This window comes from Streptomyces dryopteridis (genome assembly GCF_049606955.1).
GTDB lineage: Bacteria > Actinomycetota > Actinomycetes > Streptomycetales > Streptomycetaceae > Streptomyces.
In genome coordinates this window covers 4,761,651-4,775,546 of sequence record NZ_CP187113.1, presented here as the reverse complement: position 1 = coordinate 4,775,546, position 13,896 = coordinate 4,761,651, and the positions used below count along the sequence as shown (strand labels likewise).

General features: G+C 76.6%; 7 protein-coding genes. 4 read left to right on the top strand and 3 right to left on the bottom strand.

Going from position 1 to position 13,896, the window contains the following annotated elements:
* Position 1: 1 nt before the first annotated feature.
* Genes hisB through hisD form a run of 3 tightly spaced genes read right to left on the bottom strand, consistent with a single transcriptional unit; the run spans position 2 to position 3,053 of the window.
* The gene (hisB, locus tag ACN20G_RS20365; RefSeq protein WP_424214230.1) at positions 2-595 is read right to left on the bottom strand and encodes an imidazoleglycerol-phosphate dehydratase HisB; all 594 of its coding nucleotides are present in this window, start codon (positions 593-595) and stop codon (positions 2-4) included.
* Positions 592-1,734 (bottom strand): histidinol-phosphate transaminase, encoded by a 1,143-nt coding sequence (locus ACN20G_RS20360; protein WP_424214229.1) that lies wholly within the window; start codon positions 1,732-1,734, stop codon positions 592-594. The genes hisB and ACN20G_RS20360 overlap by 4 nt, the downstream gene beginning before the upstream one ends.
* Complete coding sequence (hisD, locus tag ACN20G_RS20355; protein ID WP_424214228.1) at positions 1,731-3,053, bottom strand: histidinol dehydrogenase; 1,323 nt, start codon at positions 3,051-3,053, stop codon at positions 1,731-1,733. The genes ACN20G_RS20360 and hisD overlap by 4 nt, the downstream gene beginning before the upstream one ends.
* A gap of 2,271 nt (positions 3,054-5,324) precedes the next feature.
* Between hisD and ACN20G_RS20350 the strand changes: the two genes are divergently transcribed.
* The 4 genes from ACN20G_RS20350 to ACN20G_RS20335 all read left to right on the top strand — a co-directional run bounded on the left by ACN20G_RS20350 (position 5,325) and on the right by ACN20G_RS20335 (position 13,317).
* Positions 5,325-7,094: an oxidoreductase gene (locus ACN20G_RS20350; protein WP_424215604.1), complete on the top strand. Its 1,770-nt coding sequence runs from the start codon at positions 5,325-5,327 to the stop codon at positions 7,092-7,094.
* An 89-nt stretch (positions 7,095-7,183) separates the two neighbouring features.
* Positions 7,184-7,924, top strand: a complete 741-nt coding sequence (locus ACN20G_RS20345; RefSeq protein ID WP_424214227.1) for an LON peptidase substrate-binding domain-containing protein — start codon at positions 7,184-7,186, stop codon at positions 7,922-7,924.
* A gap of 628 nt (positions 7,925-8,552) precedes the next feature.
* Positions 8,553-10,142, top strand: coding sequence for a hypothetical protein (locus ACN20G_RS20340; RefSeq protein ID WP_424214226.1), 1,590 nt, complete (start codon positions 8,553-8,555; stop codon positions 10,140-10,142).
* A 1,108-nt stretch (positions 10,143-11,250) separates the two neighbouring features.
* On the top strand, positions 11,251-13,317 hold the full coding sequence (locus ACN20G_RS20335; RefSeq protein WP_424214225.1) for a spore surface glycoprotein BclB: 2,067 nt from the start codon (positions 11,251-11,253) through the stop codon (positions 13,315-13,317).
* The last annotated feature ends 579 nt before the right edge of the window (positions 13,318-13,896 follow it).

Below are 13,896 nucleotides of genomic sequence, written 5' to 3'. Positions count from 1 at the left end.
GCTACAGGGCGCCCTTCGTGGAGGGCAGGATGCCGGCGGCGCGCGGGTCGTGTTCGGCGGCGTAGCGCAGGGCGCGGGCGAGGGCCTTGAACTGGCACTCGACGATGTGGTGCGCGTTGCGGCCGTAGGGGACGTGGATGTGCAGGGCGATCTGGGCCTGGGCCACGAAGGACTCGAAGATGTGCCGGGTCATCGTGGTGTCGTAGGAGCCGATCATCGGCGCCATGTTCTCGGGCTCGGTGTGCACGAGGTAGGGGCGGCCGGAGAGATCGACGGTGACCTGGGCGAGGGACTCGTCCAGCGGCACGGTGCAGTTCCCGAACCGGTAGATGCCGACCTTGTCGCCGAGGGCCTGCTTGAAGGCGGCGCCGAGGGCGAGGGCGGTGTCCTCGATGGTGTGGTGGGTGTCGATGTGCAGGTCGCCCTCGGTCTTGACGGTGAGGTCGAAGAGGCCGTGGCGGCCGAGCTGGTCGAGCATGTGGTCGTAGAAGCCGACGCCGGTGGAGACGTCGACCTTGCCCGTGCCGTCGAGGTTTATCTCGACGACGACGGAGGTCTCCTTGGTGGTGCGCTCGACCCGTCCGATGCGGCTCATGCCTGCTGCTCCTTGATCATCGCGCGAACCGCTTCCAGGAACGCGTCGTTCTCCGCCGGGGTGCCCGCGGTGACCCGCAGCCATCCCGGTACTCCGTTGTCCCGGACCAGGACGCCCCGGTCGAGGATGGCCTGCCAGGCCGTGTGCGAGTCCTCGAACCGGCCGAACTGCACGAAGTTCGCGTCGGAGTCGGTGACCTCGCAGCCCAGGGCGCGCAGCTCGGTGACGAGCCGGTCGCGTTCGGCCTTGAGCTGCTCGACGTAGCCGAGCAGGGTGTCGGTGTGCTCCAGGGCCGCGAGCGCGGTGGCCTGGGTGACGGCCGACAGGTGGTACGGCAGGCGCACGAGCTGCACGGCGTCCACGACGGCCGGGTGGGCCGCGAGGTAGCCGAGGCGCAGTCCGGCGGCGCCGAACGCCTTGGACATGGTCCGGGAGACCACGAGGTGGGGGCGGCCCGCCAGGAGCGGCAGGAGGGAGTCCCGGTGGCTGAACTCGACGTATGCCTCGTCCAGGACCACCAGCGAGGGCTTCGCGGCCTGCGCGGCCTCGTACAGGGCGAGGACGGTCTCGGCCTCGACGGCGGTGCCGGTGGGGTTGTTGGGGGAGGTGATGAACACGACGTCGGGGGCGTGTTCGGCGATGGCCGCGCGGGCGGCGTCCACGTCGATGGTGAAGTCGGCGCGGCGGGGCCCGGAGATCCAGTCGGTGCCGGTGCCCCGGGCGATCAGGGCGTGCATCGAGTAGGAGGGCTCGAAGCCGATCGCGGTGCGGCCGGGCCCGCCGAAGGTCTGGAGGAGCTGCTGGAGCACCTCGTTGGACCCGTTGGCGGCCCACACGTTGGCGGTCGCGACGGGGTGCCGGCCGGTGCGGGTGAGGTACTCGGCGAGCCGGGTGCGCAGTTCGACGGCGTCGCGGTCGGGGTAGCGGTTGAGGTCGCGGGCGGCCTCGGCGACGCGTTCGGCGATCCGGGCCACGAGGGCCTCGGGCAGCGGGTGCGGGTTCTCGTTGGTGTTCAGGCGGACGGCCACGTCGAGCTGGGGCGCGCCGTAGGGGGACTTGCCCCGCAGTTCCTCGCGGATCGGCAGGTCGTCGATCCCGATCTCGCGCTCGGGACCGGTGGTGCGGTGGTCGGTGCTCACTTGCCGGGGACCTTCCATCCGAATCGGGCCTTGAGGGCGGCGCCGTGCGCCGGCAGGTCCTCGGCCTCGGCGAGGGTGACGACGTGGTGGGTCACGTCGGCGAGGGCTTCGCGGGTGTAGTCCACGATGTGGATGCCGCGCAGGAAGGACTGGACGGACAGGCCGGAGGAGTGGCAGGCGCAGCCGCCGGTGGGCAGCACGTGGTTCGAGCCGGCGCAGTAGTCGCCCAGCGAGACCGGGGCCCAGGGCCCGACGAAGATCGCGCCGGCGTTGCGGACGCGGTCGGCCCACGCGGAGGCGTCGACGGTCTGGATCTCCAGGTGTTCGGCGCCGTACGCGTCGACCACCTTCAGGCCGTCCTCCAGGTCGGCGACGAGCACGATCGCGGACTGCCGGCCGGCGAGGGCGGGCTTGATCCGGTCCTCGACGTGCTTGGACGCGGCGACCTGGGTGACCAGTTCGCGCTCCACGGCGGCGGCCAGCTCCTCCGAGTCGGTGACCAGGACGGCGGCGGCCAGCGGGTCGTGCTCGGCCTGGCTGATCAGGTCGGCGGCCACGTGCACCGGGTCGGCCGTGGAGTCCGCGAGGACCGCGATCTCGGTCGGGCCGGCCTCGGTGTCGATGCCGATCTTGCCGGTGAAGTAGCGCTTGGCGGCGGCGACCCAGATGTTGCCGGGGCCGGTCACCATGTTGGCGGGGGCGCACTCCTCGGTGCCGTGCGCGAACATCGCGACGGCCTGGGCGCCACCGGCGGCGTACACCTCGTCCACGCCGAGCAGGGCGCACGCGGCCAGGATCGTGGGGTGCGGCAGGCCGTCGAAGGCGAGCTGCGGCGGGGAGGCGAGCGCGATGGACTCGACGCCGGCCTCCTGCGCCGGGACCACGTTCATGATCACGGAGGAGGGGTAGACGGACAGCCCGCCGGGCGCGTACAGCCCGACGCGCTCCACCGGCACCCACTTCTCGGTGACGGTGCCACCGGCCACGACCTGGGTGGTGTGGGTGGCGCGGCGCTGCGCGGAGTGCACGAGCCGGGCCCGCCGGATCGACTCCTCCAGCGCGGCGCGGACCTCGGGGTCGAGGTCCGCGAGGGCCTTGGTCAGGGCCTCGGCGGGAACGCGGATGCGCTCCAGGGTGACGCCGTCGAACCGCTGCGCGTACTCGATCAACGCCGCCGTGCCCCGATGATGGACGTCCTCACAGATCGGCCGCACCTTGTCCAGGGCGGCGGCGACGTCGAACTCGGCACGGGGCAGCAGATCGCGCAGAGCGGCACCCTGGGGGAGGGCGGCGCCACGCAGGTCGATACGAGAGATCACCCTCCAATTCTCTCAGACCGGCCCGGAGCACCGTTCGCCCGTATCACCGATTGATACGCACCCCACCCGCCACACGCCCCCCACCCCCGGAAGCACCCACCCCACACTGACATGCCCCTGCCGGGCCTTGAGCGGCGGCGAAGGCGGGGCCCGGCACCGGCTCCCGGCACCGGGGCCGGGAGCCGGTGCCGGGAGCCGGGAGCCGGGAGCCGAGGGTCCGGAGGCCGGGGCCCGGCCCGGAAGCCGGAGGCCGAGGCCCCGTCTCGGGGCCAAGGCCGGGGCCCGGCTTGGGGCCAAGGCCGGGGGCCCGGCTCGGGGCCGAGGCCAGGGGCCGGAACCCGGCCGGGGGCCAAGGGCCCCGGACGGCGCGGTCAAGGCCCCGCCCCCTGTCCGGCCCTCACGTGGTCGCGGTGGTAGGGCGTGCCGGGCCGTCGGGTGGGGCGGAGGGCGGCGTGGGGACGGGAGCGATCAGGCCGGCCGCCCGCCCGCACCCCGGTCCCGGTCCCGGCGCCCCTCCCCCGGGCCCGACCTGCGCTCCCACCCCCACGACCCCGCGCACGCCGGCGCGACCGGGCGCGCACTTCGGACTTCGGCCGTGTGAAAGGCCGTTGAACGGTCCGCGATGGCCCATGCTCGGGTGTCGGTGTCCCGGACAGGGGTCGGGACAGGGGGCCGGAGAGGGGCACGCATGACCACGGGCGACGGCGACACACACGCCACGGAACCACCCGAGAACCAACCCCACCCGACCCCGACCGCCACACCTCCGGCGCGCGCCGCACACGGCGACGGCGACCGGGAGGCGGGCAGCAGCGCGAACCGGGGCGCGGGCAGCAGCGCGAGCGGGGACGCGGGCAGCAGCGCGAGCCGGGACGCGGGCAGCAGCGCGAGCCGGGACGCGGGCAGCAGCGCGAGCCGGGACGCGGGCAGCAGCGCGAGCCGGGACGCGGGCAGCAGCGCGAGCCGGGAGGCGCGCGGCGGGGGCCGGGAGGCGCGCGGCGGGGGAACCTGGCCCGCCGGCCGGACCCGCCCTCGGGAGGAATCCGCCGCCGACCCCGCCGGCGGCGGAACCGAGCGCGGCCGCCCGACGACGGACGCCGTACCCGAACCCACCACCCGCTCCGGGCCCCCCGGCACGCCCGGGCACGGGCCGGGACCCGGTCACGGCCGTGACGCCGCGACAGCCGTGACAGCCGTGACGCGGCCTCACCCGGCGAGGCCGGGCCCCTCACCGGTCCTCGAACAGGCCCGGCGACCGGCGGGCCCGGGACCCGCTCCGGCGGCAGCGCCGGGGTCGGCGGCGGGCCACCCTCCGAGGCGACCCGAGCCCGTGGCGGTCCCCGGGCCCACCCGGGAGCCGACGCCGAGGGCGGGCCCGCGGCGGGCGGCGCCGGGACCCGTCGCGGGGTCGCCCCCGATGGCACGGTCGACGCCGGCGGCAGCGCCGGAACCCGTGGTGGGACCGGGGCCGGTGACGGCTCCGGCATCCCCGGCGAACCCGGAACCCGGGCGGTGCCCGCGCGTGGACCCGAGCCCGTTCGCGGGCCTGGCGGCGGGACCGCCTTCGGGGCCGGTGTCGGGTTCGGGGACGAGCAGGGGCGGGGGCACGGGCGGGCGGACGGGCCGGTGGACCGACGCGGGAGCGCGCGGGGCGAGCGACCGGATCCACGCGTGGATCCGCGCCCCCTGCCCCGCCCCGACCGTCGGGCCGGCACGCCGCCGGGCGTGCGGGTCGGCAGGTCCGGCGGAGGCGCACCCGCCGACGACGCGTCCACCCCACGCCCCCGAGCCCGGGCCGACCGCCCCGACCCCCGCACGGCCCCCGGCCCCGTACCCGCCCCGCGCCCCCGCCCGGACGAAAGCGGGGGCTGGTGGGACTCCGGCTCGGACCGGGACCGCGACGGCGCGGACGCCTCCGACACCCAAGACGGACGCGGCCGCGCGGGCGACCGTCCCACCGGCTCCGCCGAGTCCGTGCCCACCCCGCGCCCCCGCCCGGACGGGGGCGGGGAGCGGTGGGGCGTCGGCTCGAACCGCGACCGGGAGGACTCGCCGGACACCCGTGAGGCCCGGGACGGACGCGGCCACGCGGGCGACCGTCCCACCGGCTCCACCGAGCCCGTGCCCACCCCGCGCCCCCGCCCGGACGGGGGCGTCGGCTCGGACCGCGACCGGGAGGACTCGCCGGACACCCGTGAGGCCCGGGACGGACGCGGCCGCGCGGGCGACCGTCCCACCGGGCGGCCGCCCGGTGCGCGGTCCGGTCGCGCCATGGGCTCCGCCGATCCCGCGCTCCCGGCCGAGCCCTCCGACCCCACCCGGCCGCCCGCCCACTGGACCGCCCCCGAGCAGCGCCTGTGGCACGCGTTCCGGACCGGGTCCCTCTGCGACCTGACCGCCGCGACGGCCCGGCGCGCCCGCCTCGCCGTCGGCGACTACGGCCAAGGTCCCGGCGGCGGATCCGGGCTCTCGGCCGACCCGCGCCCGTCCCCGTCCTCCCCCGGCGGCAACGGCGGCAACGGCTTCGAGGACCGCGACGATCCGCACGGCCCGGCGGCCTGGGGCCCCGAACGCACCGTGCGCGCCGAGGTGTTGGCCCTGCTCCTGCTGCACGGCCCGCCGCCCGTGCCCGGCCGGGTCGCCGCGCTCAAGCTGCGCGGGGCACTGATCACGAACCGGCTGGACCTGTCGGGCGGCACGGTGGCACCGTTCGTGGAGTTGCGGGCGTGCCGGTTCGACAGCGAGCTGCAACTGTCCGAGACCCGCTGCGGCACCCTGCGGCTGGTGCACTGCGCGCTCGTGCGCCTCGACGCCTCCCGGCTCCAGGCCGGCGGGGACCTGCACCTGCCCGGCTGCCGGGTGGCGCGGGGCGTGCGGCTCACGGACGCGCACATCGGGACCGACCTGCTCCTCACCGACGCCCGGCTGCGCCGCGACGCCCGCGGCCGGGCCCTGACGGCGGACGGTCTGACCGTGGCCCAGGACCTCCAGGCGGACCTGCTGCGCGCCTACGGGGAGGTCAGCCTGCGCGGGGCGACGATCGGCGGGTCGATGAGCGTGCGCGGCGCGCTGATCTCGCACCCGCGCGGCCGACGGGCCCTGAACGCGCCGTCGCTGACCGTGGGCCGCACCCTCTCCCTGACCTCCGTCTCGTACGGTCCGGGTCCGGAGGACACGATCACCCCGCCGTACGGCACGACCCGCTCCCCCGCCGTCACCGATCCGGGCTCGGCGAGCGGCGGCCCGGACCGTCGGGTGCGGCGGTTCGAGTGCCGGGGCGGGCTGCGGCTGGACGACGGGCGGTTCGGGGACGCGCTGGACTTCTTCGGCGCCCGGTTCGCCCTCGGCCCGGACCAGGAGATCTCGCTGCGCCGGATCCAGACGGCGGAGCTGCGGTTCGTCGGGGAGCGGCCGGACAAGGGGCGGGTGGTGCTGTCGGGGGCGACCGTCGGCAAGCTCGTGGACCGGGCGTGGAGCTGGCCGGGCCCGGGGCGGGTGGCGCTCGGCGGGTTCTCGTACGCGGCGCTGGCCCCGCGCGGCCCGTTCGGGCTGGCGGCGCGGCTGGAGTGGCTGGCGAACGCGACGCCGGAGTACTCGCCGGAGCCGTACGAACGGCTCGCGGCGGTGCTGCGGGCCGACGGCGAGGACCGGGACGCGCGGGAGGTGCTGCTGGCCAAGCAGCGGCGCCGGCGCACGGGCCTGCCGCTCGCGGCCCGCACCTGGGGCTGGGTGCAGGACGGGACGGTGGCGTACGGGTACCGGCCGGGCCGGGCGGCGCTGTGGATGGCGGTGCTGTGGGCGGTCGGCGCCCTGGCCTTCTCGCGGCACGTCCCGCCGCCCCTGAAGGCGGACGAGGCCCCGGAGTGGAACCCCTTCCTCTACGCCCTGGACCTGCTGCTGCCGGTGATCGACCTGGGGCAGGAGGGGCGCTGGTTGATGACGGGGGCGTGGCAGTGGGCGACGGTCGCGCTGGTGCTGCTCGGCTGGATCCTGGCGACGACGGTCGCGGCCGGCGCGACCCGGCTGCTGAGACGCACGTGACGGGGGTGGCGCCGGTGCGTGTCCGGGCCGAAATACGCCGCCGGTGAAAGCCGGGCCGGTCCGGGCTGCCGGCGCACTAGTCTGTGCCGGTGACCACCCTTCGTCTACCCCTCTTCCCCCTGAACACGGTGCTGTTCCCGGGGCTGCTGCTCCCGTTGAACGTGTTCGAGGAGCGCTACCGCGCCATGATGCGCGAGCTGCTGAAGGCGGCCGACGACGAGCCGCGCCGCTTCGCGGTCGTCGCGATCCGCGACGGCCGGGAGGTGGCGCTGACGATGCCGGGGCTGCCCGACCCGACCTCGCTGCCCGAGAAGGGTCCGGCGGCGGGCTTCGGCGCGGACCCGATCAAGAGCTTCCACGCGGTGGCCTGCGTCGCGGACGCCACCAGCGTGCGGGAGCGGGCGGACGGCAGCTTCGAGATCCTGGCGACCGGCACCACCCGGGCCCGCCTGGTCTCCGTGGACTCCTCGGGCCCGTACCTGACGGCGGAGCTGGAGGAGCTCCAGGACGCGGACGGCGACGAGGCGGGCGCGCTGGCCGAGGGCGTGCTGCGGGCGTTCCGCACCTACCAGCAGCGGCTGGCGGGGGCCCGTGAGCGCACGGTCACCAGCGCGGTGGAGCTGCCGGAGGAACCCTCGGTGCTCTCGTACCTGGTCGCGGCGGCGGCGATGCTCGACGTGCCCACGCGCCAGCGCCTCCTCCAGGCCCCGGACACGGCGACCCGCCTCGCGGAGGAACTCCGCATCCTGCGCACGGAATCGTCCCTGATCAAACACCTGCCGTCCATCCCGGCCGGCGAACTCACCTGGTCCCCCACCCACCCCAACTGACGAGCGGGCGGGCACGTCCGGCGGGCGGACCGGACCAGAGCGCCGGCACAGGCCGCGGCGGCGAGCAGCAGCACGCAGACGAGGGGGTTGACCAGCACGGGCACCAGTTCCGTGGTGGTCCCGTCCACCCAGTGGCAGGTCCCGCGCAACGGGACCGCGCTCCGTTCGATCCGCTCCACCGGGGTACCGGATGTCCACCGCTCCGCGGTCGCGCAGATGTCGGTGGGTGTCGCCCACGCCAGGAAACCGGTCTTGAGCACCCCACGGCGTAGACGAGCCCGGCGAGCAGGACGAGCCCGAGGGGCAGGCAACCGGGCGGCCCCGGGGCGCGACGTGCGCCGTCCCCCGCCGAAGGACGCCCGGATCCGTCGCGCACGCGCGTCCTCCCCACTGTTCACGTCGTGCACCGATCATCGGTTCGCCGGGGACGAGGCGACAAGCGGGTTCCGGGAATGCCCGGAACCGGGGACCAAGGCCGCATCCGCCGGGGCCCCGCGACCCGGGCCCCCTCGCGCGGCACGGAATGCCGACGAGACCGAAAACCGCGTTCCGGGGCGGGACGAAGGCCGGCCTACTGAAGACGATCATCACCGTTCGCGCATCCCCCGTGACGCACAGGAGTTCCGTCTTGACGCTGGACACGACCACCGAGCCCGTCCTCCCCGCCCCCGAGGAGCCGGCGGGCACCGGCACGCCCTACGAGCGCTTCGACCTCACGCGCAGCGCCCTGCCCCACGCCTCCCCCGAGACCGCCCCGGCCGTGCGGGCCATCGTGGCCCTGGTGCCGTGGTGGTCGCACAAGGCCGGCGCCTACACCTGGAACTCGCTGGGCGCGGCCCTGCACGGATGGCTGGTCGAGGCCCTGAAGGGCGTGGCCGCCCACCCGGACCTGGACACCTACCTCAAGTCGGCGGCGATAAGGCACCGTTCCGTGCAGGTCGCCTCCCTCACCCCGGAGCTGTACGCCGAACTGCGCCAGGCCGGGGACGCGCTGGTCGCCGGGCTGAAGGACCTCAACAGCGCCGAGACCAAGCGGCTCCCGGGCGAGGTGGACGCCTACGCGGCGGCGACGATCGTCACCGGACCGCTCTTCTCCGCGCGGCAGGTGCGGGAGGCCGGCGTCGAGTTCACGGGCGAGGCCGGGTACCGCGAGGCGGACGTGCAGCGGGCCGTCCGGACCGCGTACGCCGACGCCCACACGACGTGGGTCCGCGAGCCCCAGTACGCGACGGGGCCGGAGGGCAAGGCCCGGACCGCGCAGATCGAGCCGGCCACCGTCACCTACGGGGCCCTGCGCCTCGCGGATCCGGCCGGGGACCGGGTGAAGGTGGTCTGGCACCTGCTCGGCGGCTCCGACAGGTTGGACGGGTGGCGGACGGACGCGCAACTCGTCGTCGACCTCGCCCCGGTGGCCGGCGACCCGTCACGGGTGGAGCTCACCGCCCGGGTCCGGGGCGTGGCGGTGGCCCGGGACACGGACGGCGTGTGGCGACGGGCGCAGGCGCACCGGGCGGACGGCGAGATCAAGGTGCAGGCGCGGGACGTCAACGGCGCGTTCACCGTCGTCGTGCGCAAGGAGGCCCGGGCCGAGATCGACGTGAAGGGGAGCGATCCGGCCGAACCGGTGTCGCTGACGTACACGCTGCCCCGGGCGGCCCTGATCGACCACGCGCTGGACTGGCGGTACACGGTGCAGAGCCCGGACGGCACCGTGCACGTGCTGCGGGCCTCGGTCGGGGGGCGCCGGGTGCTGGTGGTGCCGCCCCCGATGGACGACTATCGCCCCGGCACGGTCCGCGACCCCGCCACGGGCGAACGCAAGGGCAGCTACCCGGGCCGCGACACCCCGCTCAACCACTACCTCACCGGCCACGCGACGGTGACGACGGCGGCGGACGGCGAGGGCATGACGAGGGTCACCGCCGACGTGCACATCGGGGCCTCGGGGCTGAGCGGCCTGGCGACGTTCGCGGTGAACGTGACGAGCACGCTGGAACGGTACGACGAGGCCGCGGACGCCTGGCGGTCGGTGGCCTCCAAGTCCACGGTCAAGCCGAAGAGCCTCCTCGCGGGCGGGGTCGACGCGGACACCCTCACGGCGCGGGTGCCCACGCGGGAGCTGAACCGCTACCGCTTCCGGTGGGCGGGCCGCGACACGTACACGGGCGGCTCGGGCGTGGAGGGCGCGTACTTCCCCCTCTGGCACCAGCCGAACTGAGGGCGAGGTCGGTGTGGGGCCCGCCCCCGCCCCGCCCCGGGGAGCGATCCCGGCCGGCCCCACGCTGAACGGACCCACACCGAACAACGCCCCCGCCAACACCCCGACCCGCGCCGGCGCGCCGGGGACGAGGGGCGAGGGACGAGGGGGAACGGGCGGGCGCCGGGGCAGGACCACGAGCCCCCTCCCCCTCCGCCGCCCGCCCCGACCGGCGACCGTCACAACCGCCCCGACTGGCCCGCCCGTCACGGGCGACCCGACCGTCACGGACGACCCGACCGTCACGGACGACCCGGGATCCGAGGACCGGGCGGCCGGTGCGGGGCAGGGCGACGGCGACCGGGGCGACCTCCCACCCAGCGGTCAGGACGGGGCCCTTGGCAGCGTCGGCGTCCGGCGACAACCCCCTCCCGTCCGCCGACGGGCCCGACCGACGAACGTCATCGGCGGCCCGGAACCCGGGCGCGGGTGCGGGTGCGGGACGGGGCGACGGCGACCGGGGCCACCCCGTACCCGCAGGCCGCGGAGGGGCCGTGGGCAGCGCCGATACCCGGCGAGCCGACACGGTCCGCTCCGGCCGCCGGACGTGGGGGCGGGTGCCGGTACGGCGGCCAAGGGCGCAGCCCGGGCGCGGCGCCGCCGAGCCACCCTGCCCTGACACACCGGTACACGGCCCCCGGCGAGGCCCCGGCCCCGATCCGCCGACCGCCGCTCGGCCGTCGCCCGGATCGCACGGCCGCGACGCGCTTGGACGGTGTGGAACGCCGTCAGCCCCACCCGTCCACATCCCGCAACCCCCGATCGGGGGGGGCCGGGGGCCGGGGCCAGGGGGCCGGCAGCCGGCGGGCGGGGGCCCGTCCTGCGGCCCGGAACGACCGTTCTGCGTGTACCCGACCCCGCCGGCTCCGTGACCGCCGAGACACGTCCGCCCCACGGCAGGCACACGGCGTTCATCCCACGAATGGGACGCCCGATGGAACCGAGGACGCCGTTAGGGCGCGGAGGGTGCTGACACGTTGACGCTCACGGGTCGCGCGACGAACCCCCGGCCTAGGGTGCCGACCGTCCCGCCTCCCCCTTTCCCACCGCTCCCCGGGAGATGAACCTCGTGTTCACCACGCCGAACCGCACCACCCCCTCCACCGTCAGACCCCTCGTGTTGGGCGCCCTCTCCATGGGCGCCGCCCTGGCCTGTCTGCTGCCCGTCGCGGGCCCCGCGGCGGCGGCGACGGGAGGAAAGGTCACTTCACGCATCGGCCAGTACGTGCGCAGCGCCCCGACGACGAAGTCGGCGAGGCTCGGCTCGTACGAGCCCGGGGAGCACGTGCCCCTGGCCTGCAAGAAGACCGGTCAGGACGTCGACGGCAACAACATCTGGTACCGGTTGGAGGGCCGCGACGGGTTCATGAGCGCCCGCTACGTGCACGCCAAGGGGCACGTGCCGTGGTGTGACGCCGACGGCGGCGGCAAGAAGGGCCCGAAGGGCGACAAGGGGGACAAGGGAGACCGGGGCGAGAAGGGGGAGAAGGGCGACCGGGGCCCGGCCGGGGCGCCGGGCACACCCGGCCCGAAGGGTGACCGGGGCCCGGCCGGTCCCACGGGTCCCGCAGGTGCCACGGGCGCGACCGGCCCCGCCTGGAAGCCCTCGGACGCGAGCCAGGAGGAACGCGACCAACTCCGCGGCGACACGGGCCCGGCAGGCCCGACCGGTCCGGCGGGCGCCACCGGGGCGGCGGGTGCCACGGGAGCGAAGGGCGACACCGGCCCGGCGGGCGCCACGGGAGCCACCGGCCCGACCGGCCCCGCCGGAGCCTCGGGCGCCACCGGCGCGGCCGGGCCGACGGGCGCCGCGGGCACGGCGGGTGCCACCGGCGCGAACGGTGCCACGGGTGCCACGGGCGACACCGGCCCGGCGTGGAACCCGACCACCGCCACCCCGGAGGAACGCGACGCCCTGCGCGGCCCGAAGGGCGACACCGGCCCCACCGGGGCCACGGGCGCAGCGGGCACTCCCGGCGCGACGGGCGCCACCGGCGCGACGGGCGCGACGGGCGCGACGGGAGGCGCGGGCGCCACGGGCCCGACCGGGCCCACCGGTGCCACGTGGAATCCGACCACCGCCACCCCCGAGGAACGCGACGCCCTGCGCGGCCCCAAGGGCGACACCGGCCCGACCGGGGCCACGGGAGCGAGCGGCGCCACGGGCGCCACCGGAGCGGCGGGCCCCACCGGAGCCACAGGTCCCGCCGGAGCCACGGGGACCGCCGGAGCCACCGGTGCGAACGGAGCCACAGGCGCGACGGGCGCCACCGGCCCCGCAGGGGCGACGGGTGCCACAGGGGCCACCGGTCCCGCGGGCGCCGCTGGGGCGACCGGCACGACCGGCACGACCGGTGCCACTGGTGCCACGGGAACGGCCGGCGCGACGGGCGCCACGGGCGCCGCAGGTCCCGCCGGAGCGACCGGCCCCACGGGCGCCACCGGTTCCGCAGGTCCCACCGGGGCCACGGGAGCCACGGGAGCCACCGGTCCCACCGGCCCCATGGGCGCCACCGGTTCCGCAGGTCCCACCGGGGCCACCGGCCAAACCGGAGCCACGGGAGCGACCGGGCCCACCGGCGCCACCGGCGCAGCGGGCACTCCCGGCGCTGCCGGTGCCACCGGCGCCGCAGGCCCGACCGGAGCGACCGGAGCCACCGGCCCCGCGGGTGCCACCGGCGCGGCGGGTGCGGCCGGAGCCACAGGGGCGACCGGGGCGACCGGGGCGACCGGGGCGACCGGGGCCATGGGCCCGACCGGGCCCACGGGCGCCACGGGAACGGCCGGCGCGACCGGCGCCACCGGCAACGCCGGACCCACGGGAGCCACGGGCGCCACCGGAGCGACGGGCGCCACCGGCCCGGCCGGGCCCACCAGGGCCCCGCAGATCCTGACCGGTCCTGACACCCCTCTCAACTCCACGGGCAACACGACCATCACCGGCCCCGTGTGCCCGGACGGCACCACGGTGAGCGGCGGCGGGTACTACCGCTCGGGTGTCGGTTCCGGGGATGCGATCGTCCAGGACGCCTACCCGGACAGCACCGCGAAGGCATTCAAGATCGCGGTCACCCCCAACGGCGCGGCAAGCACTTCGAGGTTCCGGGTGTACACCGTCTGCTCCCCCAGTTCGTAGTCCCCCGTGGCACGGCGGGTTCACGTACCGCCCGGCCCCGGGCCGCGCCCGCCCACCGTGCCCCTCACGCCACCCGCTCCCCCGCCGCTCCGGCAGCGTGGGGGGCGGGCCGGCACCCGCAGCTCGTGACACCGCCGCCACGCCCCCACCCGGGCGTGACCACCCGCACCTCCACCACCGGCCCCATCCGCCCCGAGCCGACATCACGGGGGTACTCCGCCCACCCCGCCCTGCCGACCACACCGCCGGGCCTACACGGGGGGCACGCCGTTCGGCCGACCGCCGGAGCATCGCGTCCCGACCCCACCGACGCCGAACCCAACACCCAAAGCCCAAAGCCCAACCCCCACCGCTCCCACAGCGGAGTCAGCACGCCCCTCGTCCGGGCCCCGTACGGCGTGACCCGGAATCGGACGCCCTGCACCCGTATCCCTCACCACCCACCGCTCTCACCCCCCACCCCCCCGGAATTCCGCAGCACGGAGAACCCCCCGGCCGAAACCCCGGACCGGACCGCTTCACGTTCCCACGATCCCGGCCGCCCGATACGTCGCGGCCTCCGTCACACCCTCGCGCACC

Coding starts and splice junctions, on each gene's coding strand:
- hisB (WP_424214230.1), bottom strand. CDS start 595: ATGAGCCGCATCGGACGGGTCGAGCGCACCACCAAGGAGACCTCCGTC.
- ACN20G_RS20350 (WP_424215604.1), top strand. CDS start 5,325: ATGGGCTCCGCCGATCCCGCGCTCCCGGCCGAGCCCTCCGACCCCACC.